Source organism: Longimicrobium sp. (assembly GCA_036389795.1).
Lineage (GTDB): Bacteria > Gemmatimonadota > Gemmatimonadetes > Longimicrobiales > Longimicrobiaceae > Longimicrobium.
In genome coordinates this window covers 1-26,431 of sequence record DASVWD010000079.1, presented here as the reverse complement: position 1 = coordinate 26,431, position 26,431 = coordinate 1, and the positions used below count along the sequence as shown (strand labels likewise).

The following is a 26,431-nucleotide window of genomic DNA, read 5'->3' as shown; positions in this document are numbered from 1 at the left end:
GGGTGCGGGTGCGCGAGGTAGCCCTCGCATGCATCCGCACCCTTTTTTCGCCCGAGGTGTAAACGGTTCCATGAGCAACGGCGACGGCGCGGGGGCCGCCCCGCGCGGCAAGATCGGCCTGGCCCTGGCGGGCGGGGTGCTGGAAGGCGGGTTCTACGAGATCGGCGTCCTCTGCGCGCTGGAAGACGCCGTGGAGGGGCTCGACTTCACCCGCGCCGACGTGTACGTGGGCGTCAGCTCCGGCGCGGTGCTCACCTCGCTGCTGGCCAACGGCGTCGGCCCCCGCGCCCTCTCCCGCGCCATCCTCTCCCGCGCCGACGAAGAGCTCCTCAACCTCGACCCGAACCTCCTCTTCACCCCCGCCGTGCGCGAGTACGTGCGGCGCGTGGCCGCGGCGCCGCGCCTGGTGGGCCGCTGGATCCGGCGGCGCATCGAGCGGCCGCTGGAGCTGTCGCTGGCCGGCTGGCTGGTGGAGCTGGCGGCGCTCACCCCCGTGGGCGTCTTCGACAGCGCGCCGATCGAGCGCTACCTGGCGCGCGTCTTCTCCACCCGCGGGCGGACCAACGACTTCCGCAAGCTGCGGGCGGAGCTGCGCGTGGTGGCGGTGAAGCTCGACTCGTCCGAGCTGGTGACCTTCGGCGCGGCGGGGCACGACCACGTCCCGATCAGCAGGGCGGTACAGGCGTCGATCTCGCTCCCCGGCCTCTACTGCCCGGTGGAGATCGGCGGCGAGCACTACATCGACGGGGTGGCGCGGCGCACGCTGAACGCCAGCGTGGCGCTGGACGAGGGCGCCGACCTGCTCTTCTGCGTGAACCCTATCGTCCCCGTCGACGTGAACGGGCACGGGAAGAACGGCAGCGGCCGCGCGCCGAGGCACCTGGTGGACTACGGGCTGCCGGCGGTGCTCTCGCAGACCTTCCGCACCGCCATCCACTCGCGGATGGGGACGGGCTTCCGCAGCTACCGCCACACCTACCCGGACGCCGACGTGATCCTGGTGGAGCCGGACCTGGCCGACCACCGGATGTTCTTCTCCAACATCTTCTCCTCGGCCAACCGCCGCGAGGTGTGCGAGCACGCCTACGCCCGCACCCTGGCGCACCTGCGCGAGCGCCGCGAGGAGATCGGGGAGAAGCTGGCGAAGCGAGGGATGCGCCTGCGCCCCGAGGTGCTGGACGACGGGCACCGCGTGCTGTTCGAGGAGGACGCCCCCGGGCCCCGCACCGTGCGCGGCGTCGCCGGCGAGATCCGGGGCGTGCTCGACCGCCTGGGCGCCGTCCTGGACCGCATCGACGGGTCCGCCGCGTAGACTGTCCTGCCTCTGGACGAACGACGAAGCCCCGGCCGATGCGCGGCCGGGGCTTCGTTGTTCGCCCGGACGATCACGCACAGTTGCGTTCGTAGCAGGTGCCGCAGGCGGAACAGTTCGAGGGCGCGCAGGTGGGGCCGGCGTTCGTGGCGGCGTCCCTGGCGGCATCCGCGGCGTCTCCGGCACGGTCGCCCGCGTCCTGGTTGGCCCTCACGGTGCCGGGGACGTGCAGGCCTTCGCACAGGGCTTCGAACGATTCCACCTTCAGCGCGTCCAGGTCCAGCCTGAGCTTCGCCATCGGTACCTCTCCCGTTGCAGGATGAATGCTCCGGCGCATGAACCGGCCGGCCCACGAGCCACCGGACCTCAGCAGTCCTCACACGTGTCGCAGGATTCACAGTACGAGGGCTGGCAGGAGATGCCGAAGCACGTGGCGGCATCCCTGGCGGCATCCGCGGCATCTCCGGCACGGTCGCCTGCGTCCTGGTTGGCCCTCACGGTGCCGAGGACGTGCGGGCCTTCGCACAGGGCTTCGAACGATTCCACCTTCAGCGCGTCCAGGTCCAGCCTGAGCTTCGCCATCGGTACCTCCCCGTTGCAGGATGAAAATGCTCCGGCGCACGATCCAGCCGGCGCGGGCCACCGGACCTCAGCAGTCCTTACACGTGTCGCAGGAGTCACAGTGCGAGGGCTGGCAGGAGCGGCCGAAGCACGTGGCGGCGGTCCTGGCGTTGTCCGCGGCATCTTTGGCGCGATCGTCTGCGTCCTGGTTGGCCCTGACGGTGCCGGGCGGGTGAGGACCTGCGGACACGATCTCGAACGACTCCACCTCCAGCGCCTCCAGGTTCAGCCTGAGCTTCGCCATCGGATGCCTCCCGTTGCAGGATGAAAATGCTCCGGCGCATGATCCAGCCGGCACGAGCCACCGGACCTCAGCAGTCCTCACACGTGTCGCAGGAGTCACAGTGCGAGGGCTGGCAGGAGCGGCCGAAGCACGTGGCGGCGGACCTGGCGTTGTCCGCGGCATCTTTGGCGCGGTCGTCTGCGTCCTGGTTGGCCCTGACGGTGCCAGGCGGGTGAGGACCTGCGGACACGATCTCGAACGACTCCACCTCCAGCGCCTCCAGGTTCAGCTTGAGCTTCGCCATCGGTACCTCTTCGTTGCAGGATGAAACGCTCTCATTACCCAGCCTGCGAGGGGCCCGGACGGCATTCACCCGTACGGTCGGAACCGGCCTCGACCGCCGGCATCATAGCCGCCCGCCACTCGCGCGGGGGCGGGCTCGCAACGGGCGGACCGCGACCCCGGCGGGCAGGCTCCGCCGCCCATAATGCACTGTTCCTGAAAGATTTGAAGCGAATTCCTTGACGAAACGCGGAAGTTCTGGAACGTGAGACGTGCCGGTCTCAGCGGGACACCGACGCCGCGATCCGACCGGTCCCGCGGACGACCTCGCCACGCTGGTGTCGGCGCGCCGACACCAGCCGCCGTCTCCGCTCGACAGCCTGGCGCCGTGCTGGACGCATCGACGGATCCGCCGCGTAGATAGTCCTGCCTCTGGAAAACGACGAAGCCCCGGCCGATGCGCGGCTGCGGGCTTCGTTGTTCGTTCAGCAGTTGGGTCCGAAACACGTGTAGCAGGTGGCACAGGCCGTTTTCCCGCACGAGGGGGTGTACGTGGCGGCATCCCTGGCGTCGTCCGCGGCATCTCCGGCACGGTCGCCTGCGTCCTGGTTGGCCTTTACGGTGCCGGGAACGTGCAGGCCTTCGCACAGGGCCTCGAACGACTCCACCTCCAGCGCGTCCAGATCCAGCCTGAGCTTCGCCATCGGTACCTCCCCGTTGCAGGATGAAAATGTTCCGACGTATGATCCAGCCGGCGAGCGGGGCCCGGGCGGCATTCACCCGCACGGTCAACCACCCGCGGCCTGGTGCGGACCGCCGGCGTCGTAGCCGCCCGCCACTCGCGCGGGGGCGGGCTCGCAACGGGCGGACCGCGACCCCGGCGGACGCGCTCCGCCGCGATAACGCACGATTCCTGAAAGGGTTGAAGCAAATTCTTGACGGGACGCGAGGGTTCCGGAGCGTGAGGCGCGCCGGTCTCACCGGGACACCGACGCCGCGATCCGCCCCGGTCCCGCGGACACCTCGCCACGCGACACAGGCGCGCCGGCGCTAGCCGTCTCCGCTCGACCGCCTGGGTGCCGTGCTGGACCGCATCGACCGATCCGCTGCCTGAATCGTCCTATCTCTGGACAAAGAAGCCCCGGCCGATGCGCGGCCGGGGCTTCGTCGTTCCCGCGTGTGCACGCTTCAGGTCGCCGGCTGCGATTCGCTCACAAGAAGCGGGGTGATGCGGACTCGGCCGCCGCGGACTGCTTCGATGCGCAGTTCGTGGCCTTCCAGTAGGCCCATCCCGAGCAACGACTCGGTCTCAGCGACGTCGACGAGCACCTGGCGGGAGGCATTCCCCCACACCACCTCGGCCTCGCAAATATCGTAGTACGTCAGGCTTCCGTCGCCCAGGACCGCTCGTCCCGCGGCTACCAAGCGGAGCCCCATGGCCGCGACTGTTGCAGCGGGAAGAGTGACGTCGGAATCGAAGCCGGTATCGACTACAAAAGCAAGCCGTTCCGCAAGACCTGCCGGCCCGCTCACGGTGAGATCAACGACGGCTTCGCGTTTTGCGTTGACGGCGCCCTCGATCACGCGGCCGGGTTCGCTCGGGGTCCGAAACGGTGCGTGTAGAGCTTGTCGACACGCCGGAGCCAGATCTGCGCATCCGGCTTCCGCGCGAACAGCCGATGGATGGCCGTCAATTCGTGATGGTCGATCTCGTACGCGCCGCTCTCGACGTCGATTGCAACGAAGCAGCCGGCGTCCTCGGTGGAAATGTACGGGGCCACCTCGCGCTCGAACAGCGCGTCGCCCAGGCGGGCAAGCTCTTCGGCAGTATAGCGGAGTTTCACCATGTCCAGAATGTAAGCAAAGAGCCGTGCAGGCACAAGCCGCGGCGCTCGTCCAGATTGGGGTATCCTTGGCCGGGTTGACGAGCGAAGCCCCGGCCGATGCGCGGCCGGGGCTTCGTTGTTCTTATCTATCAGGCGGCACCGCGGCGGAGCTCCAACCAACGCTTGAGAGAACGCTGGCTCTCGCCCGAAGGCTTCCCCGCCAGAAGGTTCGCGACGCTGATGTCCTCATCCAGGTCGGGCCAATGAATTCCTTCACCCCGACCGATGAGCCGCCAGCGGTTACGCTCATCGGGACTCCCGTGCGCGAGGCGCGGATACCACACCAGCGGCACCGATAGAACGCGCCCGTCGACCAATTCGACGGTGAGAGCTTCGTCCGTTACCGTCACGCCGGTAGCTTCGGGGACACGAAGCTCACTCGTTGAAGTAGTCATTCCAGGCTCTAAGCAACTGGTCCCGATGAGCTTCCACCAGGGCGGAGATTCGATTCAGCTCGATTCCGCTGAAGCCGCCGCTGTCCTGCATCCGCACGGGATCGAGCCAGAACTTCGCCCGGTTCTTCTCGCGCTCAACGTGTACGTGCGGCGGCTCCTCACGATCACCTGCGTAAAAGAAAAACCTGTAGGGGCCGCTACGCAATACGGTCGGCATCGCCCTCCTGACGGTCTCAACGCAGAGGCGGCGGCAGAGGGTCGGAGCCGCTCGCGCCCGGCTCCGGCTCCGCGCGGATCAGGGTACGGGCCCGGGCCGCGATGTACTCCATCTGCTCCTCCCGCTCGTGGGCCCAGCGGGGGAGGCGGAGCGCGTTGACCGCGAGGACGAAAGCGCCCATCGCGGCTACGAGCGCCGCCATCTCGAGGTCGTCGGTCTGCGCGCCGGTGAGGAGGAGGACGACGAACATGACCAGCGCCGCCAGCAGCCCGCCGACTCCCAGCCGGGCGAGCGCGACGCCGTCGCCCTTCAGCGTCCCCAGGCGGAGGCGGTGGCCGGCCTCCGTCGGCTCCACGTACGCGCGGAGGTTGCCGTTGGTCCAGGCGCGCAGGCCGCCGCTCGACTTGTCCCTTCCGTGCGCGCCGAACGTCTCCCGCAGCTCGGCGACGAGCAGCTCCCATTCGCGGTCCGTGGGCGCGCGCGGCAGGTCGACGGTCCGGCCGACGGAGATCGGCATTCCCAGGAACTTCCGGCGGGGAGCGGCTCCCCCGCGCACGTCGAGGGCCGCCGCCGCGTCGGCGATCCGCTCCGGCGCGATCCCCACCTCCGCGCCGATCGCCTGCAGTTCGCCCAGGGAGAGCCCGCCCTCGGGGGAGAGGGCGCGCCCGCCGGAGCCGCGGGGGCTCGCGGCGGCCTCGAAGATCGCGGCGACCTCTTCTTCTCCGTACCGGCGTTCGTCCGTCATCGCTCACCCTCGGGTAAGTGGATCGGCTGCTCAATTATCGAAGCTCGGGGCCGGGGCTGTCAAACCCCAGTGCCGTCAAATGACAAATGCTTTGTACAAGCATCAAAGTGAATTGATGCTTGGTCCCGGCCAAAGTTGTAAGGCGCGCTGGAATAATTCTTCACCTCGATGGACGATGGCGGCTTCGTCCCATACGAGATAGGCATGGAGCTGTTGGTTGATTGGCAGAAGCGAGGATGCCAACAATGCCGGCTTTTTCACCTCCCAAGAAGAGTTGGATACTGAGGAGTTAAGAGGCTGAGTAAGAATTGTGAGATTTCCCAGCGTCTGAAGAAACGAGTTCCGACGCCTTGACGCTACGGCACGTGGATCATCCACAGGTGCCGTCCACAACTCAGGACCGCTCATCCCCTTCATGCCATCCATCAGAGGCCAATGCTCAAGCCACGCTTGGGGCATGATATGCTCTACAGTCAAGTGCCCTTCGACAATGCTCTCGTTTTTGGGCGAGAGATAGGTAGAATTGAGACGCTTGAGGATGTGAACGATCTTGGGATTTTGCATTACATTGTAAGCGTGGTTTGTCATCCAAGCGGTGTGGAATGTGGCATCTGTTGGCCACTCGGCAGATTCGCCGGTTAGACCACTCAGATGTATTTGGATGCGTTCATATGATGTACCCTCGGTTCGTAGCGCCCGGGTAAGTGACAGGAAAACTCGGTTATAGTTTTTCGTTGTGAGACCACAAACAGCTCTTCGAAGAAGATACGACTCAAGTGTTCTTCCAATTCCCTTCAGTTCCTCTTCACCCAGTCCCAGATCTAGGAGATAAAGCAAAAGCGGGTATACGGTACGAATATCGAATGAATCCAAGAAAGAGACGAGAGGGGATAGAGTATCGTCTTTCCCTGGTTGAACGATACGCCGGAAATCATCACCTTGCCTTGAAAGCGTCTCAAGCTCATCACGAACACTTGCGAACGGTCGGTACTTGTTAATCCAGTGCTTGTACTCAACAAAGAGGTGTTTCACTGGAATATCGACCGTTTGGCGGCTAGCCAAAAAGTGCTGCAAGAACAGGTCGCTTCGTGGACGACTCAAGCGCCCTTGCTTTATTTCGGTCCGCCAGAATGGGTCATCGAACCGCTGCCAATACTGCTTGTACAGCGCTTCCTGCGATTCACCGGTTCGGGCAGCTCGCAGGAAAATAAAGTTGCGCAGAAGATCCGCAGGCAGAAGTGGTTCCCCGCGAGCATTCAGGGTTTCAAATATCACTTGTGCATCATCATCATAATCCAAATCGATTACTACGACCTGCAAGGCACTTCTAAGCGCCTGAAAGCACTCCTCGAGACGGGATGAAAGCTCAACTTCTCCTGCAATAGGAGGTTCGGTCGTGCTACCAAGGAAAAATTGCTTCAGCTGATCGTGGAAAAATAAGTATGCTTCGATCATTCGCGGCCGTGGCTCAGGACGACGTGCGTACTTTCTCCAATAAAGCGGATGCTTCTTCTCTAATGCGGAACGCGACTCTGAAACGATTACGTCAGCGAACTGAGATCGATCAAGTTGAGTAGGCCAGACTTTGAACCTGTCTACCTCTGGTTCAGCCATCATGCCTCTGTTCAGGAGGAATGATTCACACTCGTCGGCCAAATCCTCACAATTTTCCTCACGAGCAAAGTCTCGGAAGGCGGCGAGGAATATTTGCAGTGTTGTTAGTCGTTGCTGCCCGTCGATTACCTGGCGCTTTTCCACATGCGTTGTGGGCGTCTGCCGTTGATCGAGAACGAGCGCGCCTAGGAAATGGACCGGTGCATCTTTTCTACCCTCCAGAAACTCCTCAAATTTTCGAGAAATATCCTCCCAGAGAGGCTCCCACTGTTGTTCCTTGCTCCATACATATTGACGCTGAAAAAGGGGAACTTCAAGCCGCATCTTCTTCTCAAAAATTGCTAACAAAGGCGCAGCGTTGGCTTTCATGATTTTCCTTAGGTAAGCGGGAGGGGGCCCAGGATTGATCCAACTTTTAGGTCCGAAGATACGGGATTGTGCAGCGAAGTTCCAGCCATCGCTCGAGAGAACGATGGCTGTCGCCCGAAGGTTTCCCCGCCAGCAGGTTAGCAACGCTGATGTCCTCATCCAGGTCCGGCCCAGTGAATCTCTTCGCCGCGACTGATGACACGCCAGCGATTGCGCTCCTCGGTGCTCGCATGCGCGAGGTGGGCTTCCAGACCAGCGGCACCGATAAAACGCGCCCATCAACCAGTTCGACGATGAGAGCTTAGCCTGCGACCGTCACGCTGGTAGCGTCAGGGACGGGAGGACACATGCTCCTGGCTGTCAACGCAGCGGCGGAGGCAGAGGGTCGGAGCCGAACGCGTAACGCAGCAGCTCGCGCTTGAGCTCGGCCTCCGACCACTCCGGGTGCTGGGCCCGGAGCCGCGTCAGCGCCAGCTCGCGCGCGAACAGGCTCATCTCGAAGGCCAGGTCCAGGCGCTCCACCCCCGTAAGCCTCCGGAGGACGCTCGCCTGGACCGCCGCCGCCGCCGGGCTGGTGTCACTCATGAAAACCCCGATTCGTGGAATACCGAGGCTGCACCATCAGAACTCACCGTCCTTCATCCGCTGCATCGCGTAGCAGGGCGTTCGTCCACTCGCCGGCCTCGGCCTCCCGGGCTTCGTCTTCGGCCATCTGAAGGTAAGTAGGCGCGGAAGCTTGCTCCAGCACTGTACGCGGCGGGAGCGGGCGGGTGTCGAGCGTCCAGCGGAAGGAGCCCTCGCGCTCGATGCGCGCCTGCCTCGTCATCCCGCGGTAGCCGCAGGGGGGCCTGCGCAGCGCGCGGGCCAGCGCGATCCCCAGCCAGCCGAGCGGGAGGTAGTAGAACAGGATGTCCCAGTCGCGGAGGAAGGCGTGCAGCGCGTTCCGGGCCGGCGGGCGGTGCCGGTCGCGGTCGTGGCGGATGTAGGCGTACGGCCACCCCAGCGGCGTGCGGCTCCAGAAGCGGCCTTTGAGCTTCCGCATCGCCTTCCACCACCCCCGCAGATCCCACGGCTTCTTCCCGTGCTCGGCCACGGCCGCGTCCAGCCGCTCCTGCGCGATCCGGCGCACCCGCTCGGCCACGCGCAGCACCGCCTCACGCTGGGGATGTTCGAGATCGGTCTCCCCCTCCTCCTCCAGCAGCTTCCGCACGTCGACCATGTCGCCCACCACGAACACCATGCGGCAGGGAAAGGCCAGGTAGAAGACCACGGGGAAGAGCGCCGCCAGGAACACCGTGGGCACGGGGAAGAACGGCAGCCCCGCCACCTTGCGGAAGAAGGTGTTCAGCCAGTTGAAGGTGACGCTGGTGGGGTTCACCCACTCGGCGTTGACGACGGAGACCAGGCACACGGGCGCCCGGTGCTTCGCCGCGAGGGCGACGAAGCTGGAGTGGAAGTGCTGCAGCTGGTAGCGCTTCAGGAACCCCTTCCCGATCCCCGGCACCCCTTCGGGATAGTAGATCACCCGGTCGCCGCGCTCCAGCAGGCGGTCGAAGTTGGCGAAGGTCATGTCCACCCCGCCGCCGCGCCGCCACCAGTTGTCGAGCCCGTAGGGGCGCATCCACCACACCGCCGCGAGCTGCGGCGTGTACACCGAGCGGAACTTCCCCGCGCGGGTGCCGCCCGCGTGCCGCCAGAGCAGGAGGTCCAGCACCACCGCGTCGTGCGGGAACGCGTTGCCGCTGTGGTTGGGGGCCACGATCAGGGGCCCGCGCTCCGGGATCTTCCCGGCGCCGATCAGCCGGGCGCGGAAGTAGTGGTCCACCACCTCGCCCACGAGCCCCGCGCCCATCTGCCGGATGTACTCCCAGTCGATCGGGTCGTGCGGAACGGGGTCGGGCGGAAGCTCGGGGACGGCGTGGACGGCGGGGATCTCGTCCTGCTCGGTGTCGAAGCGCTCCCAGAGCTGCTCCAGGTCCTCGGGGCCGAGCGTGATGTCGATGCGGAACGGCGGCTCGGCCGGGGCGGGCTTCGGCGGCGTCATCTGCCGAAGAGCGAGAGGAGGACGGCCACCAGGAACAGCCCGCCCCACAGCAGCGGCGACGCCCCCTGGATGACGGCCAGCACCCCGCCCACGATGCAGGCCGCGGCCAGGATGCTCCCGCGCACCCCGGCCAGCGGGTTCTGCGGAGAGCGGTTGTTGAGCGTCTCGTCGGCGAACCTGAACCCCGCCGACAGCAGCTGCGGCAGCCGCACCGCCATGTCCACCAGCTCGGGGGAGCCGCGCAGCACCTGCCGCAGCAGGAGGCGAGGGTCGAACTGCTGCTGGAAGATCTTCGAGACGTGCTTGCGCGAGACGGCGGCCACGTCCAGCTGCGGGTCGAGCATGCGGCCGACCCCCTCGAACGTCACCAGCGCCTTCACCATCAGCGTCATCTCCACGGGGAAGAAGACGCGGTAGCGCCCGCCGAGCCCCACGGACTCGAGGATCAGCTGCGCGATGGAGATGTCGCCGCGCGCCGCGTGGTTCACGAAGCGGCGCCCCAGGTCGGCCACGGCGCGGCGGAAGCCCTGCGGGTCGCCGCCCTTCCCCACCGTGGCCATGTCGGCCAGGTAGCGGGTGGCGCCCTCCACGTCGCCGGTGACCAGCGCGTGGAAGTAGTACAGCATCTGCCGGCGCGTGCGCTCCTCGAAGCGGCCGACCATCCCCAGGTCGATGAAGGCCACGCGCACCCGCTTGCCCGGCAGGATCATCAGGTTGCCGGCGTGCAGGTCGGCGTGGAAGAAGCCGTCGCGGTAGAGCATGCGGATGATGGACGCCGCCCCCAGGTCGATCACCCGCTGCCGCTCCTCCTCCGTCAGCTCCTCCGTGGGCGGCGAGCCGGGCTTGAAGCCGCGCATGAACTCCATCGTCAGCACGTCGGCCGCGCTCGAGGCGCGGTGGATGCGCGGGAAGGCGACGTCGGGCATGTCGCCGAAGTTGGCGGCGAAGGTCTCGGCGTTGTCGGCCTCGAAGGTGTAGTCCACCTCCTTGCGCGTGTAGGCGCTGAACTCGCGGATGATCTGGCGCGGCTGGTAGCGGGGGAGCACCCACTGGAGGAAGCCGCCCACCATCCCCAGCAGCGTCAGGTCCGACTCGATCATCTCCCGCACGCCCGGCTTGATCACCTTCACCACCACCTGCTCGCCGTCCAGCGTCTCGGCCAGGTGCGCCTGCGCGATGGAGGCCGACCCCAGCGGCTGCTCTTCGACGTGGCGGAAGCTGAGCGCGAGCGGGCGCCCCAGGCTGCGCTCGATGATCTCGCGCACCTGGGCGAAGGGGATGGCGGGGAGGCGGTCGAAGAGGTTCTGCAGCTCGGTGGTGATGCTCCGCGGGAGGAGGTCCTCGCGGATGGCCATGATCTGGCCGAGCTTGATGTACGTGGGCCCCAGGATCTCGAGCCGGCGCCGGAGCTGCTGCGGGAAGGGGAGGCGGCGGATGTCGCGGTCCAGGAACGGCCAGACGACCGACGCCGTGAGCCGCGGGAACCACGACTTGAGCCCGTGCCGCCGCTCGCGCGGGAGCGCGCGCACGTAGGCCGCCGCGCCGCCCGCGAGCAGCCCCAGGACGTGGCGGTAGACGATGAAGAAGCGCCGCACCACCCCCCGGTACGGCCGCAGCGGGTCGAACACGAACGGCACCGCTCGCGGCGCGGGCGGGGGCGGCGCGGCGGAGGGCGGAGGCCCGGGCGCGCGGGAAGGTCCCTCCCCGGCTTCGTCGGTGGACGTCTCGCGGACGGGGACGGCGGCGCGCGGCTCCAGGAGGGTCGCTTCCGGGTCGACGATCGGCCGCCCGCCTCCCGGCGCGTCGGCCGTCGCCGCCTCGCCGTCGTCGGACGCGGCAAGGCGGGGCCCTTCGTCGCGCGACGGCGAGTCCGCCGGGGCCTCGTCCGCCGCGTCGTCCCCGAGCTCCAGGCGCAGCTCGTCGTCGCGCCGGGCGGGACCGTCGTCGGGCGGCTCCTCGTGCGCGGGAGCGGGGCGGATGGGGACCTCCTTGCGCCGCACTTGCCTCTACAGGTGGTGAAGAGAGGACGACCTCATCACTGAGGATGCGTCCGCGCGCTTCGCGCCTGACCCGGCGATGTGTTCCGTAGGGGCGAGCATGCGAGTCCGAGCATAGTCAGCATCTGCGCAAGTGGCTGCCTGCCGCACACGGGCCGACATCCGCCGGTCGAGGCATGCCTCGCCCCTACGAAATCACTTCGCACTTCGCACCTCGCACTTCGCACTACTTGTACAGCGCGTGGATCTCGTCCGCGTGCCGCTCGTGCACCACGCGGCGCTTGATCTTGAGCGTGGGCGTCAGCTCGCCGGTCTCGATGCTCCACGGGCGCCTGACCAGCGCGAACTTCTTCACCTGCTCCCAGGGCGGCAGGTCTTCGTTCACGGCGTCGATCTCGCGCTGGATCAGCTCCTTCACGCCCGGGTGGCTCGCCACGTCCTCGGGCGCGGGAGTCCCCGTCTCGCCGAACCAGCTGGTGATGGCCGCCACGTCGATCACCACCAGCGCGGTGCAGAACTGGCGGCTGTTGCCGATCACCACCGCCTGCTCGATGAAGCGCGACGCCGCCAGCCGCCGCTCGATCGGCTGCGGGGCGATGTACTTCCCCGTGGAGAGCTTCATCAGCTCCTTCTTGCGGTCGGTGATGAAGAGCTGCCCGTCGGCGTCCAGGTGGCCGATGTCGCCGGTGCGGAACCAGCCGTCCTCCGTCATCACCTCGGCCGTGGCCTCGGGGAGCCTGAAGTAGCCCTGCATCACGTTGGGCCCGCGCACCAGGATCTCCCCGTCTTCGGCGATCTTCACCTCCACCCCCGAGATCGGGCTGCCGACCGAGCCCGCGCGCAGCTTCCCCTTCGTGTAGACGGCGATCACCGGCGACGTCTCGCTGAGCCCGTACCCCTGCCCGCAGAAGACGCCGATGGCGTTGATGAAGTTCATCACCTCCTTCGACAGCGCCGCGCCGCCGCTGGTGATGGCCTGCAGGTTCCCGCCGAAGAGCGCGCGCACCTTCCGGTAGACCAGCGCGTCGGCCAGCGCGTACTGCACGCGGTCGGCCAGCCCGAGCGGCTTCTCCACGTCGTAGCGGTCGGCGAGCGCCATCCCCCACTGGAAGATCTTCTTCTGCGCGCCCGAGAGCTGGCCGGCCTTGTTGTGGATCCCCGCGTGCACCTTCTCCAAGAGCCGCGGCACCGAGGAGAAGTGCACCGGGCGGACGGTCTGCATGTCTTCCAGGATCTGCTCGAAGTGCTCCACGAACCAGACGGGGTAGCCGATGTAGAGGTACAGATACGCCAGCATCCGCTCGAAGACGTGCGAGAGCGGGAGGTAGGAGAGGATCTTCTGCCCGCGCTCGCCCTCGATGTCCCACGGCATCCGCTCGAGTGACGAGAGGACGTTGGACGCCAGGTTCCAGTGCGAGAGCATCACCCCCTTGGGCGTCCCCGTGGTCCCCGACGTGTAGATGAGCGTGGCCAGGTCGCCGGGCGTGACCCCGGCGCGCGAGGCCTGGAAGAAGCCCGGCTCCTCCGCCTTTCGCCGCTCGCCGCGCGCCAGCACCTCCTGCCACGGGAGCATCCCCACCGAGAACGCGCCGCGGATGCCGACCACCGCCCGGAGCGACGGCGAGCTGGCGAGGACCCCCGCCACGGCGTTGTGGAGCTTCTCGGACGAGACGATGTAGACCGCCGCCCCGGAGTTCTCGACGATGTACTGGATCTGGTCGGCCGGCTGGGTGGTGTAGATCGGGACGACGACGGCGCCGAGCGACAGGACGGCCTGGTCGGCGATCAGCCACTCGGCGCTGTTCTCGGCGTGCAGCGCCACGCGGTCGCCGCGGCCGACGCCCAGGTCGCGCAGCCCGTACGCGAAGAGCTCCACCTGCCGCTTGAACTCCGCGCGCGGCGTCTCGATCCACCGCCCCTCCCGCTTCGTGGCGATTGTGGTGCCGGTGGTGTTCTTCGGCAGGCCCTGCTCGACCAGGGCGAGGATGGTGGTGGGATTCATGGGCGAGTGCGAAGTGCGAGGTGCGAAGTGCGAAGTCCTTAGTGCTTAGTCCTTAGTGCTTTAGTGCGTCCATCCTGAAGCCGCTCCGAAGCGCTGAAGGACTAAGGATTAAAACACTAAGCACTCAGGACTCAGGACTATCTGTTCCGTCCGTACTGCTCGTGGCTCGAGACCCAGTCCGACGACGAGATCGCCGAGGCGAGGGAGAGCTCGCCCGCCAGGACCACGCCGGCCACGATCTCGGCCAGCCGGTTCACCTTCCCCTTCCCCCAGCACCCCAGCACCTCCAGGTACTCGCGCTGCGTGGGGAGCCCCGTACCGCCGCCGTAGGTGGCCACGATCAGCGAGGGGATGGTGATGGAGAGGTACAGGTCGCGCTCCGGGGTCAGCTCGCAGTACATCACGCCGGCGCTCGACTCGGCCACGTTCGCCACGTCCTGCCCGGTGGCGATGAACATGGCGGTGATGGCGTTGGCCGAGTGCAGGCCGTTGTTGTTGGCGCCGGAGAGGATGGCGCCGATGTTGGCGACGCCGTAGTGGTACGCCAGGCTCTCGGGCTCCACGCGCATCCGCTGCACCAGCACGTCGCGCTTGACCACCGCCTCGGCCGTCACCCGCTTGCCGCGCGTGCGCATGATGTTGATCTGCGACGCCTTCTTGTCGGTGGCGAAGTTCGATTCCAGGTAGAAGTGCTTCACGCCCGGGTACTGGTCCAGGATCCACGAGCAGGCGGCGAAGGTGGCGCGGCCCACCATGTTCTGCCCCGCCGCGTCGCCCGTGTGGTAGTTGAAGCGCAGGTAGACGAACTTGTTGGCCAGGTAGTGGTCGATGTACTTCAGCTTCGCCACGCTGGAAGTGGCCTCGGCCTCGGCCGCGATCTTGGCGTGGTTCGTCTGCACCCACTCCACGAAGTCCCTCCCCTGCCGCGCGTCGTCGAACACGAACACCGGCGCGCGCTGCATGGCGTCGCCGACGACGGTGACCTTCACCCCGCCGCACGCGTTCAGCACCTGGATGCCGCGGTTGTAGCTCGCGACGAGCGTTCCTTCGGTCGTCGCCAGGGGGATCAGGAACTCGCCCTGCGCGTGCTCGCCGTGGATGGTGAGCGGCCCCGCGAAGCCCACCGGGATCTGCGCCACGCCGGTGAAGTGCTCGCAGTTGCCCTTGAGCAGGTGGGCGTCGAACGAGTACTGCGTGCCGTGGTGCAGCTTCGCCCCCGTGAACTCCTCCACGAAAGCCTGGCGGCGGCGGATGGCCCCGTCGGCGTAGTCGTCGCTCTCGTCGCGCGGGATCTTCCTGCGGTCGGGCGCGGCCTCGGCGATGGCGTCCTGCACCTGCAGCCTGAGCCTGCCGAACGGCTTCGCCTCGAAGGCCAGCTCGATGTCGTGCTTGCCCAGCGGAAGCGCGGGGCGCTTCGCCACGATCTGCAGCGTGCGGCGGAGCGGAAAGGCGAGCGGCTGCCCCGGGGTGATCTGGTGCGACTGCAGCACGGTGTCGTCGAGGCGCACCTCCACGTCGTGCAGCGGGACCTCCTGGCCGTTGATGCGGATCCCCCGTAAGCCCGTGACCGTGGCGTCGCTCAGGCGGTTCTTGATGGAGAACTGCACCCCTTCTTCGGAGTTCTTCAGGGAGCCGAACGTGTAGAGCTGCTTGAGCAACAGGCTCGGGACGAACATCGGCGGGCCTCCGGGGCGGATTGGGGCAGAGGTGGAGCGAAGGGGCGGAAAGGCGGCCGTGCCCGGGGAGGCACGGCCGCTTCGCTTTCCGCGGCTGCATCGCGATCGGGTCCCCGGGCGCGCGCCGGGGACCCGCCGCGATCAGGCCGGGGCCTGCGCGAACCTCGCGCGCAGCCAGCCGTTCCGTACGCGGGCGTCCCCCAGAGTATAGTAGGCGAGGAAGCGGGGCAACAGGTAGTTGCGGCGCTGGTTGGCGAGCTGGATCACGAGCTGGTCGCCCGCGTGGCGGGCCGAGACCTCGCCCTCGTGCGCGAAGGGGAGCCTGAGCTCCAGCACGTACTCCTCGCCCTCGGCGCTCACGCGGTAGGTCTGGCCGCTGTACATCAGCGCGGTCGGATCGCCGTCGCCGTACAGCGTCCGGCCGATCTCGCGCAGCAGGTCGAGGCCGAACACCTCCCGCCCGCCGTGGGGCACGCGCAGGATCGGCAGCGGCGCGAAGGAGCGCTCGATCTCGTCCAGGTACTTCGTCTGCGCCTTCACGTACGGCGCCAGCACGCGGCCGGTCCCCTCCTCGGGGAGCACGCGGTTCACGATGACCGCGTCGACGCCGTAGCCGTAGAGCTGGAGGTAGGTGTAGGCGCGCCTGGCCTCCTCGATCACCATCTTCTCGGGGTTGCAGACCAGGCGCACCGAACTGACGTCGCTGTTGCCCAGCACGTCCTGGATCGAGCGCAGCCTGTCGAAGAGCCGGTTCAGCTCCTCGTAGCCCCTGTCGAGCGGGATGCCGGTGGTCTTGCGCAGCGCGAAGCCGGCGGTCTTGATCGCCGCCTTCTGGAAGGGGAAGGCCTTCTGCATCCACCACTGCGTGGCCTGGGGGAGGGTGAGCAGGGTGAGCGTCTCGCCGGTGGGCGCGCTGTCGACCACGATCACGTCGTAGTCGCCCGAGCGGTGGAACTGCTCCAGCCACAGCAGCACCGAGCCCTCGTTCATCCCCGGCAGCGCCGCCATCTCCTCGGCGGCGACGGCGTCGACCCCCTGCCAGCGGAACACGGTGAGCATCAGCTCGCGCATGTTCCCCCAGTACTTCTTCATCGAGTAGTAGAGATCGACCTCCTGGGCCCACAGGTTGGGGACAACCGGCTCGGGCTCGGGCCCCAGCCTGCGGTCGAGCGCGTCGGCCAGGGAGTGCGCCGGGTCGGCCGAGAGCACCAGCGTGCGGTACCCCATCTCCGCCGCGCGCAGGGCGGTCGCGGCCGCGCAGGTGGTCTTCCCCACTCCGCCCTTGCCGGTGAACAGCAGGATCCGTGTGGCCATCTCGATCTTCCTTTCGGGCGCCGGCGAACGCCGGTCCGCGCTTCGTGCCCATCCAGGGGAAGAACCCCCGCGGCAGCGTGGCCGCGCGGCCCTGAGTGCTCCGTAAAATAACGCACTGCGTTATGGAGGGCAAATGAACGACACGCCGCGTCATCACCCGCAACCGGGCGAAAAATCCCCAGGCCGCGCGTTTCGCGCAGCCTGGGGATCACGGGCCGTGTGGACTCGAACCCACAGCCAACGGATCAGTTACAGTAGGACCGGTCCACGTACCGCTTCCGCCCGCTCGCCGAATACGTGTAGCAACCACCCCGCGGACCTGTGTAGTAGCCTCGCGACTCAGCGCTGCTCCGGCGCGAACTGGTGCTGGACGAACCGGAGCCGCCGGACACCGACCGCCGACGCTGCGAAGGAGGAGTTGAGCGCACCAGCTCACTCGCACGGTAGACGTATCCCTCCTGCGCGCCGCTCACATCGTAAGCCGGAGCCCATCCGTTGGAGTCCTTGGGCCCGAGCCGCACCTGCTCGCCGTAGCCAAGAGTCCGAACGAGAGCGGCGTTCCGGTTCGGAGCGGTACGCACGTTCAATTCGCCGTGGATGTAGAACGTTTCCGCCGTGGGGGGAGCGGTTTGCGGAAGATCAGCCGCCGGGTAGACCGGACTTCCGGCTTCCGTTCGTGACCCGGCATCCGAGACGGATTCGATCGCGGAGCAGAGGGCCATGAACAGCCCCAGCAGGATGAGTCCCACGATGAGGCATCCTACGCCCAGGTACGATTTGGGTGGGGTGAGGTCGAGGAAGCGGCCGAGAGTGAGATTCTGAACACCGCGCAACCTGCCGTCCGCATAATTGAACGCAGCCAGGTCCTTGGACTTCAGCTCGAAGTCGTTCCATCCATACGACTGGAACTGGAACAACTCGTCCCGCCCCGCCAGGTCGAGTGCGCGTACGGTGAAGTCACGAGTGCTGGCCTTCTTGTTCCCTCGCGAGTTCTTCGAGCGGATCCGCACCACGCGCGTGGCGAACGGCTGGCCGCAGCCTGAGCACGTCAGAGCCGCTGACCCGTCTCCGCCGACCACGTACACCGCCTGCGTCCGGCATCTTGGACAGACCAGCTGCACCCTCTCCGTCGCGAGAACAGGCCGCGCCGACACGTAATCCGCCTGCGTCACGGGATCGGCGCACGACGGACAGAAGCGCGCACCCTCGGGGATGCCCGCACCGCATTTATCACAGACGAGAGTCATTATTCCTTGTTATGACGACGCATGATAGTAGGAAAAGGAGATGATCAGCAGGCCAGGGTTGAGACGCATTCATCGAGGGAACGACAACAGAGTCCAGCAGCCAAGTGCTTGGTGTGGCTTACGAGAATGCGCCGGGTGGGACTCGAACCCACGGCCAACGGATTAAAAGTCCGCTGCTCTACCGACTGAGCTACCGGCGCGCAAGCCGTTGAAGATAATCGGATTCACGGACCTCCTCAAGCAGATCGGAAGCGCGCGCTGATCCTGATTCCGGTCAAGCAACAGGCAATCAAGAAAATCGTTCCTGGCGGGCATCCGTGCCGCTGCCGCGCCCGACCTACCTGGCAGGGTGAGAAGATTCTTCGGCCCTGCGACGATCCGTCCGGAGGCTGGTTCGGTGTGCCCGGGCCTCAGAATGACAGCACTGATCGCGATCGGTCAGTGCGCGGACGGACGCAGCTCGCCCGCGGCCACGCGCAGCGGCAGGTGGTTTTCGGGCGGCGGCAGCGGGCAGGTGGCGAACGCCGTGAAAGCGCACGGCGGGTTGTACGCCCGGTTGAAGTCCAGCAGCACGCGCCCCAGCGAGTCGGGCGGCTCCACGTAGACGTAGCGCCCGGCGCCGTACGTCTCCGAGCGGTTCGTCGCGTCCTTGAACATGACGAACAGCGTCGGGTCGTCGCCCTCCAGCACGGGGCGCAGGGTGTGGCGGCGGCCGCCGACCTCGAACTCGATCACGCCCGGCGTCGGCTGCTTCTCCACCATCCCCAGGATGTTGACGATCTCCACCGAGTCCATCGCGGCGGCGCGGCGGAAGCGACCGCGGATGCGCCACGCCGTGTCGAGCGGGAAGTAGCGCAGGCCCGCGAACGTCGCGCGCGCGGGGTGCTCGCTGTCCTTCACCCGCAGCGCCAGCCAGCCGCCGCGCCGGATCACGCGCAGGGTGAGCGATCCGTGCGCGAGGACGGTGGGCGCGCCGTCCGCATCGGAGCGCAGGGCGAGCTCGCGCACCGGCCTGCCGTCGCTGGCGACCTCCGCGCCGGGGGCGGCCACGAAGCGCGCCGAGCCCCCCTCGACGAACAGCGTGCCCAGCTCGCCCGGCGCGCGGTCGGCGGGGAGCCGCACCTCGGCCGCCGGGTCGCTCCCCACGCGGTTCGCCCCCGGGCGGAGCCAGAAGAGGCCCACGAGCGTGTTCCAGCCGTCGGGCCCGTTCACGTTCTCGATGCGGCCTGCCTTGAAGCTGTCGATCGCCGCACGGTAGGCGGCCTCGTCGACCGGCAGGGGCGGCGGCTCCGCGGGTCGGCAGCCGGCGGCGGCGAGGAGGCAGAGGGCGAGATGAGCGGCGCGGCGGGCGCGCGGGCCGGTCGTGATGGACGCGGTGTGCGGCATGGTCGGGACGAGTCGAGGTGAAGCGCAGTGGATCGACGAAAAACGCCCGCGAGGCCGGGGCCGCGGGCGGAGTCGCACGAACACAGGGAGCGCGCTTACCTACATCGCCGGGGCACCCGCCGCCGCGGAAAGGGCGCGGGACAACACGACACGCGCGGGGCGCGGAGTGGGCGGTGGGAGAGACGCGAGTCCATGCCTACGACGGTAGCAGGTCCGGCGCGCGGCGTCAACGTGGCACTGGCGCTCCGTCCCCGCGCGCGCGAGCTTTCGGTCGGCCGAGCTCGTCCCCCTTCAGCTCCCCCACGATCATGCAGAACCTCTTTCGCCCGCCGCTTCCCGCCGCCGTCGCGGCCGCGCTGCTGCTGGCCGCCGAGCCCGCGCGCGCCTGCTCGCTGTCCGACTTCCCCATCGTGCGCCATCCGCGCGGGGCGCACTTGATCGCCACCGCCACGGCCGAGACGCTCGAGGCCGGGGCGGGCGCGGTGACGTACCGGTGGGAGCAGCGGCCCGGAGTGCCAAACCCTCTCCCCAGGCCCATAATCCGCGGGCAGGTCGTGGAGGTGGAGCGCCTCGGCGGGCTCGCCGCGGCCCGCTTGGGCGGGCGAGTCTCGCGCGCGGTGCTCGTCCCCTGGGGCTACGGAGCGGACTGCCGGACCGAGCCCTGGGTCGGAAACCCCCACTGGGCGGAGCCCGGCACGCGCGGCCTCTTCACCGCCATGCTGCGCGACCCGGCGCACTGGGTGGACGGCCTCCCCACCTTCGACGTCTTCAATCCCTATTCGGGGCCGTACCCGCAGCGCGCCGAGGCCAAACGCTACTCGGAGGACGGCGCCGATCCGCTGCTGCTCGGCATCGACGAGTACTTCGCGCTGCTGGACCTCCTCCCCACCGAGGAGGAACTCGAGGCTTCCGCCGCGAGGGCGTTCGAGCCGCTCCTCGCCTGGGCCCGGCGTCACCCGGAGCTGGCCCGCCGCTACCCGGCGAATGCGCTGCTGAGGTTCGTGCGCCACGAGGTCGGGTACGACCGCATCCGGAACATCGACCCCGAGCCCGCGGGCGCCCGCCGCTTCGGCGCCTCGCCCGGCGGGACGCCGCCTCGACGGCTCCGCGCGGCGGCGCTGCGGGGCGACGGGACCGGGACGCGGGCTCGCAGACGCCCTCGGGGACGCGGGCGAACCGCGCCAAGTGCGTGAGGCCCGCCGACTTGCCCGGAGCGGTGGCGGCGGATATAGTGGAAACCGATGGCGAGGAGGACGATCCGGGCCGCCCCTGCGCCCGGCCTCCCAGCCGTCCGCCGCGGTCCTTCCCGCGCGCCGCGCACTTCCCCATGACGACAGACGAGCGCTCCCCCCTCCCGGCCCGTCGGGCGCAGCTCACGTTGTCCAGGCGTCGCGACCGTCCCTCCGCCGCACCGACGAACCCACCCGGAGCCAGCCGCATGCGACCCAAGCAGGCCACGCCCCGCCTGAACCGCGACCTGAGCTGGCTCGCCTTCAACCACCGGGTGCTGCAGGAGGCCAAGGACCCCGCCGTCCCCGTCTTCGACCGGCTGAGCTTCCTGGCGATCTTCTCGTCGAACCTGGACGAGTTCTTCCGCGTGCGCGTGGCCGCGCTGCGCGAGCACGTGCGCCGCCACCCCGAGGAGCGCGGCCCCGCCGCCCTGCTGCGCCGCATCCGCCGGGCCTCGGTGCGCTACCAGACCGAGTTCGGCCGAACGCTGCGCGAAGAGGTGCTCCCCGAGCTGCGCCGCCACGGCATCCGCCTGGTGGACGAGACCGGCGCGGGCCCTGCCCAGCGCGAGTGGCTCGCCGGCTGGTTCCGCTCCGAGGTGGCGCCTAAGCTCTCGCCCGCCGTGCTGGACGAGGCCGGCGAGGCGCCCTTCCTGCGCGACCGCGCCGTCTACCTGGTGGCCGAGCTCTTCCCCGCGTCCGCCGACGGGAAGGGCGGGGCGGCCGGATACGGGATGGTGGAGGTCCCGGGCGGGGGCGAGCGCTTCGTCACCCTCCCGCCCGCGGAAGACGGGTCGCAGTGCGTGATGTTCCTGGACGACGCCGTCCGCCTGCACCTGGGCGACCTCTTCCCCGGCCGCCGCCCGGGGCGCGCCTGGGCCGTCAAGCTCTCGCGCGACGCCGAGCTGTACGTGCACGAGGGCCCGGCGCGCTCCATCGCCGACGCCGTGCGGCACAGCCTGGGGCGGCGCGAGACCGGGCTCCCCTGCCGCCTGCTGTACGATCCCGCCGCCCCGCCCGCCGCGCTCGCCTTCCTGCAGCGGCGCTTCGGGCTCTCGGAAGACGAGCTGGTGGTGGGCGGCAGATACCACAACCTGCACGACCTGCACGCCTTCCCCCGCTTCGGGCGCGACGACCTGGCGGCCGAGCCGCTCCCGCCGCTGCCGCACCCCGCGCTGGAAGGCGCGCCGTCGATCCTGGCCGCCGTGGCCGAGCGCGACCGCGTCCTCCACTTCCCCTACCAGTCGTACGAGCCGGTCCTGCGCTTCCTGGCCGAGGCCGCCGCCGACCCGGCGGTGGAGGAGATGTGGATCACCCTCTACCGCGCCGCGCCGAACTCCGCCGTGGTGCAGTCGCTGGTGGAGGCCGCCGGGCGCGGCAAGCGGGTCACGGCCGTCGTCGAGGTGCAGGCGCGCTTCGACGAGGCCGCCAACCTGGAGTGGGCCGCCCGCCTGGAGGCCGCCGGCGTGCGGGTGATCCACGGGCTCCCCGGGCTCAAGGTGCACGCCAAGCTCGTCCTGGTCGTCCGCCGCGAGGGAGAGGGGCTCCGGCGCTACGCGCTGCTCTCCACCGGCAACTTCAACGAGCGCACGGCGAAGATCTACGCCGACCACGCGCTGATGACCGCGCACTCCGAGATCGCGCGCGAGGCGCACCTGGTCTTCCGCCACCTGGCCGGCGAGGCGCCGCTCCCCGCGCTCGACCACCTGCTGGTGGCGCCCACGATGCTCCGTCCCGGGCTGCACCGCCTGATCGAGCGCGAGATCGAGCACGCCCGCGCCGGCCGCCCGGCGCGCATCACCGTCAAGGTCAACTCCCTGGAAGACCCGGAGATGATCGACGCCCTCTGCCGCGCGAGCGCCGCGGGGGTGGAGGTGGGCCTGGTGATCCGCGGCATCTGCTGCCTGGCGCCGGGGGTGCCGGGGGTGAGCGAGAACATCCGCGCGCGCAGCCTGGTGGACCGCTTCCTGGAGCACGCGCGCGTCTTCGTCTTCCACGACGGCGGGCGCGACCACTGCTACCTGGCCTCGGCCGACTGGATGACGCGCAACCTGAGCCGCCGCGTGGAGGTGGCGTTCCCGCTGTACGACCCCGAGGTGCGCCGCGAGGTCTTCGCGCTGCTCGACCTGCAGCTCGCCGACAACCGCAAGGCGCGCATCCTCGACCCGGGGCTGCGCAACGAGTACGTCCCCCGCGGCGAGCCCGCCGTGCGCGCCCAGCTCGAGACCTACCGCCTGCTGCAGGCGCTCCCCGCCCCCGCCCCGGCGGCGGCGGCCGTATCGGACACGATCCAGGCGCGGACCCCGCGCGCGGCGACCACCCCCCAGCCCAGGAACCAGCCCATGTCCGACGAGACGCCCACCCTCACCGCCGCGCTGGCCGGCCCGGCCGAGGAGGAGAGGAAGAAGGGGAAGAAAGACAGGGAGAAGGAGAGGGAGCGCGAGAAGGAGCTGCAGAAGGACAAGGCCAAGCAGGCCGAGCGGGGCGTGGAGACGATGTTCCGCACCTCGTACCGGATGCACACCGACCTGGCCTCGCTCGCCGACAGCAAGGCCAACATCATGATCAGCATCAACGGGCTGATGATCTCGATCTTCCTGGCGGCCAGCTCCGGGAAGGTCGCGGTCGACCGGATGCTGCTGATCCCGCTGTCGGTGGTGCTGCTGAGCGGCGTGGTGTCGCTGTCGTTCGCGGTGCTGGCGGCGCGGCCGCGCGTGAGCACCAACGTGCCCGCGGCCACGGGCGAGCGCCCCAAGCCCAACCTGCTCTTCTTCGGCAGCTTCGTGTCGCTCAACCCCCAGGAGTACGAGGAGGGCGTCGAGGAGCTGATGCAGGACCCGGGGCGCCTGTACCGCAGCATGGCGCGCGACATCTACGGGCTGGGGACGGTGCTGGACCGCAAGTTCCGCTACCTGCGCGCCGCGTACAACGTGTTCCTGGTGGGGCTGGTGACGGGGGTGCTGCTCTTCCTGGTGATGTACATCTTCTTCGTCGATCCCCCGGCCGCGGCCACCACGGGCTCCGTCCTCCCGCCGGCGAGCTGACCCGCGGAGTGCGTCTCCAAAACGAATGCCTTTTGTCGTAGAATCAGAATCCACTGCTTGTGCCGCCTCCCCGGCGGGAATATCATCCCCGGTATACGGAATACACGGCGACGCGGACCGGCATCGGCAGCGACCGACCGGCCCGCGCGGCTCGCCTGCAGGCGGTTTCTTCGCATTCTGGTTCACCGTCCCCGGAGGCACGCATGTTCACCCGTCGTCCCACACTGGCGGTCCTGGCCGCGGCGCTGGCGCTCCCGGCGCCGCTGGCCGCGCAGCAGCCGCAGCAGCCGCAGGTCCTGGCGCCCACCGACAACCTGGTGGTGGAAGGCATCCCCCCCATCCCCGCATCGCTGGTGGCCGAGGTGCGCCGCTACACCGAGTCGCGCAGCGCCGGGCTCGCCGACTGGCACCCCACGCGGCGCGAGATCCTGATCGGCACCCGCTTCGGCAACACCAGCCAGGTCCACCACGTGAAGATGCCGCTGGGCGCGCGCACGCAGCTCACCTTCTTCGACGAGCCGGTGGGCGGCGCGAGCTACGAGCCCACCGAGGGGCGCTACTTCATCTTCACCCGCGACGTGGGCGGCAACGAGTTCGGCCAGATCTACCGCTACGACCTGGCCGACGGGCGCGCGACGCTGCTCACCGATGGCGGGCGCTCGCAGAACGGCGGCTGGGAGTGGAGCACCCGCGGCGACCGCATCGCCTACGGCTCCACCCGGCGCAACGGCGCCGACCGCGACCTCTACGTGATGAACCCCGCCGACCCGAAGAGCGACCGCCTGCTGATGCAGGTGTCGGGCGGCGGCTGGGGCGTGGCCGACTGGAGTCCCGACGACTCGAAGCTGGCGGTGGCGGAGTACCTCTCGGTCAACAAGGTCAACCTCTTCCTGGTGGACGCGGCCACGGGGCAGCGCACCCCGCTTAACGACCCGGCCGACAGCGTGGCCTACGGCGGCGCCGAGTTCAGCGCCGACGGGCGCGGGCTCTTCATCACCACCGACGAGGGCTCCGAGTTCGCGCGCCTGGCCTACCTGGACCTGGCCACGAAGCGCGTCACGCCGCTGGTGACCGACATCCCCTGGGACGTCGACGGGCTCGACCTGTCGCCCGACGGGAAGACGATCGCCTTCGTCACCAACGAGGCGGGGATCGGAAAGCTGTACCTGTACGACGTGGCCTCGCGCCGCCACCGCCCGGTGCAGGGGGTGCCCGCGGGATCGATCGGCGGGCTGCAGTGGCACAACAACTCGCGCGAGCTGGGCTTCTCGCTCGGCTCGGCGCGCTCCACCTCGGACGTGTACTCGCTGGACGCGCAGACGGGGCAGGTCACCCGCTGGACCGAGAGCGAGCTGGGCGGGCTGGTGGCGAGCGACCTGGTGGAGCCCTCCCTCATCCGCTGGAACAGCTTCGACGGGCGCGAGATCACCGGCTTCTACTACCGGCCGCCGGCGCGCTTCACGGGGAAGCGGCCCGTGATCATCAACATCCACGGCGGCCCCGAGGGGCAGTCGCGGCCCGGCTTCCAGGGGCGCAACAACTACTTCCTGAACGAGCTGGGGGTGGCCATCATCTACCCCAACGTCCGCGGCTCCACGGGCTACGGGAAGACGTTCGTGAAGCTCGACAACGGGATGCGGCGCTACGACAGCGTCAAGGACATCGGCTCGCTGCTGGACTGGATCGCGCGGCAGCCGGAGCTCGACGCGTCGAAGGTGATGGTGACCGGCGGCAGCTACGGCGGCTTCATGACGCTGGCGGTGGCCACCGAGTACAACGACCGCATCTGCTGCGCGCTGGACGTGGTGGGGATCTCCAACTTCAACACCTTCCTGAAGAACACCGAGAGCTACCGCCGCGACCTGCGCCGCGTGGAGTACGGCGACGAGCGCGACCCGGCCATGGCGCGCTTCTTCGAGACCACGGCGCCCCTGAACAATGCGCAGAAGATCAGCAAGCCGCTCTTCGTGGTGCAGGGCGGCAACGACCCGCGCGTGCCCCGCACCGAGGCCGAGCAGATGGTGGCGCGCGTGCGGCAGAACGGCAGCCCCGTGTGGTACCTGATGGCGCGCGACGAGGGCCACGGCTTCCGCAAGAAGAACAACGCCGACTACCAGTTCTACGCCACGGTGATGTTCGTGCGGCAGTTCCTGCTCGGCCAGCCCGCCCCCGCCCCGGCGCCGGCTCCGAACCCGTCGACCCGCTGACCGTCCCGCGAAGCGCGGCGGGAGGGAGGCCTCGCGCCCCTCTCCCACCGCGCTTCGGCGTTTCCACCCCGGGCACTCCCACGGCGCCTTGTGGTCCTCTCGCCGGGGCCTGCAGGCCTACTTGCAGGTGAATTGCGTCCGGTATAGTATGGATCATCCATCTTCCACATCACCGGAGCAATCCGCACATTCCAGGAGAGGCGCCATGAAGAAGCTGAAGCTCGACGTCGAGACGCTGGCCGTGGAGTCGTTCTCCACCGCCGCCGGCGCGCAGGAGGCCGGCACGGTGCAGGCGTACCTGGCGCCCACGCCCCCGTACGCCTCCTGCGGCTGCACCACGGGAGCGTCGTACCTGGCCGTCTACTGCCCGCCGCCCCCGCTGCAGTAGGCGGAAGCGGCCCGCCGTTTCGACCCGGCAACGGCCTCGATCGAGGGGCCGGCGATCCCCGCCGGCCCCTCGTCTGTTGCCTGGAACAGGCGTATCCTGTTATCCAATCCTCCTTCGCGACGCCGTTCCCCCTCACTTCTCCCGACGCGATGACCACCAGCGCCTCCCCCTCCCCGCCGCTCTCCCGCCCGCGCGCGGCGCGGCTCGCCGCGATGATCCCCTGCGTCGCGGCG

Annotated in this window: 24 protein-coding genes and 1 tRNA gene; 5 read left to right on the top strand and 20 right to left on the bottom strand. The window is 68.6% G+C overall.

What is annotated here, in order from left to right:
• Positions 1–70 precede the first annotated feature (70 nt).
• Positions 71–1,312, top strand: a complete 1,242-nt coding sequence (locus tag VF746_10445; GenBank protein HEX8692830.1) for a patatin-like phospholipase family protein — start codon at positions 71–73, stop codon at positions 1,310–1,312.
• A 73-nt stretch (positions 1,313–1,385) separates the two neighbouring features.
• Here the strand turns inward: VF746_10445 and VF746_10440 are convergent, their stop codons facing one another.
• From VF746_10440 to VF746_10345, 20 genes are all read right to left on the bottom strand, one after another.
• On the bottom strand, positions 1,386–1,610 hold the full coding sequence (locus tag VF746_10440) for a hypothetical protein (GenBank protein ID HEX8692829.1): 225 nt from the start codon (positions 1,608–1,610) through the stop codon (positions 1,386–1,388).
• A gap of 68 nt (positions 1,611–1,678) precedes the next feature.
• A complete protein-coding gene (locus VF746_10435; protein ID HEX8692828.1) occupies positions 1,679–1,894 on the bottom strand; it encodes a hypothetical protein in 216 nt (71 codons plus the stop codon).
• Positions 1,895–1,961: 67 nt separating this feature from the next.
• Complete coding sequence (locus tag VF746_10430; protein ID HEX8692827.1) at positions 1,962–2,177, bottom strand: hypothetical protein; 216 nt, start codon at positions 2,175–2,177, stop codon at positions 1,962–1,964.
• A 67-nt stretch (positions 2,178–2,244) separates the two neighbouring features.
• On the bottom strand, positions 2,245–2,460 hold the full coding sequence (locus VF746_10425; protein HEX8692826.1) for a hypothetical protein: 216 nt from the start codon (positions 2,458–2,460) through the stop codon (positions 2,245–2,247).
• Positions 2,461–2,923: 463 nt separating this feature from the next.
• Positions 2,924–3,142, bottom strand: coding sequence for a hypothetical protein (locus tag VF746_10420; GenBank protein HEX8692825.1), 219 nt, complete (start codon positions 3,140–3,142; stop codon positions 2,924–2,926).
• Between the two features lie 484 nt (positions 3,143–3,626).
• A complete protein-coding gene (locus tag VF746_10415) occupies positions 3,627–4,022 on the bottom strand; it encodes a hypothetical protein (protein ID HEX8692824.1) in 396 nt (131 codons plus the stop codon).
• Positions 4,019–4,318: a hypothetical protein gene (locus VF746_10410; GenBank protein ID HEX8692823.1), complete on the bottom strand. Its 300-nt coding sequence runs from the start codon at positions 4,316–4,318 to the stop codon at positions 4,019–4,021. Before VF746_10410 ends, VF746_10415 begins: the two co-directional genes overlap by 4 nt.
• 95 nt (positions 4,319–4,413) lie before the next feature.
• Positions 4,414–4,674: a DUF2442 domain-containing protein gene (locus tag VF746_10405; protein HEX8692822.1), complete on the bottom strand. Its 261-nt coding sequence runs from the start codon at positions 4,672–4,674 to the stop codon at positions 4,414–4,416.
• A gap of 25 nt (positions 4,675–4,699) precedes the next feature.
• Entirely contained in the window at positions 4,700–4,936 is a 237-nt protein-coding gene (locus VF746_10400) for a DUF4160 domain-containing protein (GenBank protein HEX8692821.1), read from the bottom strand.
• A gap of 16 nt (positions 4,937–4,952) precedes the next feature.
• On the bottom strand, positions 4,953–5,681 hold the full coding sequence (locus VF746_10395; GenBank protein ID HEX8692820.1) for a hypothetical protein: 729 nt from the start codon (positions 5,679–5,681) through the stop codon (positions 4,953–4,955).
• Positions 5,682–5,783: 102 nt separating this feature from the next.
• Positions 5,784–7,664 carry a DUF262 domain-containing protein gene (locus tag VF746_10390; protein HEX8692819.1) on the bottom strand — a complete coding sequence of 627 codons (1,881 nt, stop codon included), beginning with the start codon at positions 7,662–7,664 and terminating at the stop codon, positions 5,784–5,786.
• Between the two features lie 360 nt (positions 7,665–8,024).
• Complete coding sequence (locus VF746_10385) at positions 8,025–8,249, bottom strand: hypothetical protein (GenBank protein HEX8692818.1); 225 nt, start codon at positions 8,247–8,249, stop codon at positions 8,025–8,027.
• Between the two features lie 43 nt (positions 8,250–8,292).
• Positions 8,293–9,708 carry a 1-acyl-sn-glycerol-3-phosphate acyltransferase gene (locus VF746_10380; GenBank protein HEX8692817.1) on the bottom strand — a complete coding sequence of 472 codons (1,416 nt, stop codon included), beginning with the start codon at positions 9,706–9,708 and terminating at the stop codon, positions 8,293–8,295.
• Positions 9,705–11,708 (bottom strand): AarF/UbiB family protein, encoded by a 2,004-nt coding sequence (locus VF746_10375; GenBank protein HEX8692816.1) that lies wholly within the window; start codon positions 11,706–11,708, stop codon positions 9,705–9,707. Before VF746_10375 ends, VF746_10380 begins: the two co-directional genes overlap by 4 nt.
• Positions 11,709–11,931: 223 nt before the next feature.
• Complete coding sequence (locus tag VF746_10370) at positions 11,932–13,707, bottom strand: long-chain fatty acid--CoA ligase (GenBank protein ID HEX8692815.1); 1,776 nt, start codon at positions 13,705–13,707, stop codon at positions 11,932–11,934.
• Positions 13,708–13,844: 137 nt separating this feature from the next.
• Positions 13,845–15,383, bottom strand: coding sequence for a hydroxymethylglutaryl-CoA reductase (locus VF746_10365; protein HEX8692814.1), 1,539 nt, complete (start codon positions 15,381–15,383; stop codon positions 13,845–13,847).
• A 141-nt stretch (positions 15,384–15,524) separates the two neighbouring features.
• The gene (locus tag VF746_10360) at positions 15,525–16,697 is read right to left on the bottom strand and encodes an ArsA family ATPase (protein HEX8692813.1); all 1,173 of its coding nucleotides are present in this window, start codon (positions 16,695–16,697) and stop codon (positions 15,525–15,527) included.
• Between the two features lie 245 nt (positions 16,698–16,942).
• Positions 16,943–17,782 (bottom strand): SH3 domain-containing protein, encoded by an 840-nt coding sequence (locus VF746_10355; GenBank protein ID HEX8692812.1) that lies wholly within the window; start codon positions 17,780–17,782, stop codon positions 16,943–16,945.
• A 289-nt stretch (positions 17,783–18,071) separates the two neighbouring features.
• Positions 18,072–18,144 (bottom strand) — tRNA-Lys (locus tag VF746_10350).
• A gap of 238 nt (positions 18,145–18,382) precedes the next feature.
• The gene (locus tag VF746_10345; GenBank protein ID HEX8692811.1) at positions 18,383–19,330 is read right to left on the bottom strand and encodes a DUF1684 domain-containing protein; all 948 of its coding nucleotides are present in this window, start codon (positions 19,328–19,330) and stop codon (positions 18,383–18,385) included.
• A gap of 308 nt (positions 19,331–19,638) precedes the next feature.
• Here VF746_10345 and VF746_10340 point away from each other — a divergent pair, with 308 nt between their 5' ends.
• The 4 genes from VF746_10340 (at position 19,639) to VF746_10325 (ending at position 26,198) form a co-directional block, all read left to right on the top strand.
• Positions 19,639–20,523, top strand: coding sequence for a hypothetical protein (locus VF746_10340; protein HEX8692810.1), 885 nt, complete (start codon positions 19,639–19,641; stop codon positions 20,521–20,523).
• Between the two features lie 245 nt (positions 20,524–20,768).
• Complete coding sequence (gene ppk1 / locus VF746_10335; protein ID HEX8692809.1) at positions 20,769–23,603, top strand: polyphosphate kinase 1; 2,835 nt, start codon at positions 20,769–20,771, stop codon at positions 23,601–23,603.
• 203 nt (positions 23,604–23,806) lie between these two features.
• The gene (locus VF746_10330; protein ID HEX8692808.1) at positions 23,807–25,810 is read left to right on the top strand and encodes a prolyl oligopeptidase family serine peptidase; all 2,004 of its coding nucleotides are present in this window, start codon (positions 23,807–23,809) and stop codon (positions 25,808–25,810) included.
• Positions 25,811–26,015: 205 nt separating this feature from the next.
• Positions 26,016–26,198 carry a hypothetical protein gene (locus VF746_10325; GenBank protein HEX8692807.1) on the top strand — a complete coding sequence of 61 codons (183 nt, stop codon included), beginning with the start codon at positions 26,016–26,018 and terminating at the stop codon, positions 26,196–26,198.
• Positions 26,199–26,431 lie beyond the last annotated feature (233 nt).

Bases quoted from the DNA above. Each gene is read 5' to 3' on its own strand.
- VF746_10370 (HEX8692815.1), bottom strand. From the start codon at position 13,707: ATGAATCCCACCACCATCCTCGCCCTGGTCGAGCAGGGCCTGCCGAAG.
- VF746_10400 (HEX8692821.1), bottom strand. From the start codon at position 4,936: ATGCCGACCGTATTGCGTAGCGGCCCCTACAGGTTTTTCTTTTACGCA.
- VF746_10385 (HEX8692818.1), bottom strand. From the start codon at position 8,249: ATGAGTGACACCAGCCCGGCGGCGGCGGCGGTCCAGGCGAGCGTCCTC.
- VF746_10445 (HEX8692830.1), top strand. From the start codon at position 71: ATGAGCAACGGCGACGGCGCGGGGGCCGCCCCGCGCGGCAAGATCGGC.
- ppk1 (HEX8692809.1), top strand. From the start codon at position 20,769: ATGCGACCCAAGCAGGCCACGCCCCGCCTGAACCGCGACCTGAGCTGG.
- VF746_10430 (HEX8692827.1), bottom strand. From the start codon at position 2,177: ATGGCGAAGCTCAGGCTGAACCTGGAGGCGCTGGAGGTGGAGTCGTTC.
- VF746_10435 (HEX8692828.1), bottom strand. From the start codon at position 1,894: ATGGCGAAGCTCAGGCTGGACCTGGACGCGCTGAAGGTGGAATCGTTC.
- VF746_10365 (HEX8692814.1), bottom strand. From the start codon at position 15,383: ATGTTCGTCCCGAGCCTGTTGCTCAAGCAGCTCTACACGTTCGGCTCC.
- VF746_10330 (HEX8692808.1), top strand. From the start codon at position 23,807: ATGTTCACCCGTCGTCCCACACTGGCGGTCCTGGCCGCGGCGCTGGCG.
- VF746_10380 (HEX8692817.1), bottom strand. From the start codon at position 9,708: ATGACGCCGCCGAAGCCCGCCCCGGCCGAGCCGCCGTTCCGCATCGAC.
- VF746_10420 (HEX8692825.1), bottom strand. From the start codon at position 3,142: ATGGCGAAGCTCAGGCTGGATCTGGACGCGCTGGAGGTGGAGTCGTTC.
- VF746_10440 (HEX8692829.1), bottom strand. From the start codon at position 1,610: ATGGCGAAGCTCAGGCTGGACCTGGACGCGCTGAAGGTGGAATCGTTC.
- VF746_10390 (HEX8692819.1), bottom strand. From the start codon at position 7,664: ATGAAAGCCAACGCTGCGCCTTTGTTAGCAATTTTTGAGAAGAAGATG.
- VF746_10345 (HEX8692811.1), bottom strand. From the start codon at position 19,330: ATGCCGCACACCGCGTCCATCACGACCGGCCCGCGCGCCCGCCGCGCC.
- VF746_10395 (HEX8692820.1), bottom strand. From the start codon at position 5,681: ATGACGGACGAACGCCGGTACGGAGAAGAAGAGGTCGCCGCGATCTTC.
- VF746_10340 (HEX8692810.1), top strand. From the start codon at position 19,639: ATGCAGAACCTCTTTCGCCCGCCGCTTCCCGCCGCCGTCGCGGCCGCG.
- VF746_10425 (HEX8692826.1), bottom strand. From the start codon at position 2,460: ATGGCGAAGCTCAAGCTGAACCTGGAGGCGCTGGAGGTGGAGTCGTTC.
- VF746_10325 (HEX8692807.1), top strand. From the start codon at position 26,016: ATGAAGAAGCTGAAGCTCGACGTCGAGACGCTGGCCGTGGAGTCGTTC.
- VF746_10360 (HEX8692813.1), bottom strand. From the start codon at position 16,697: ATGGCCACACGGATCCTGCTGTTCACCGGCAAGGGCGGAGTGGGGAAG.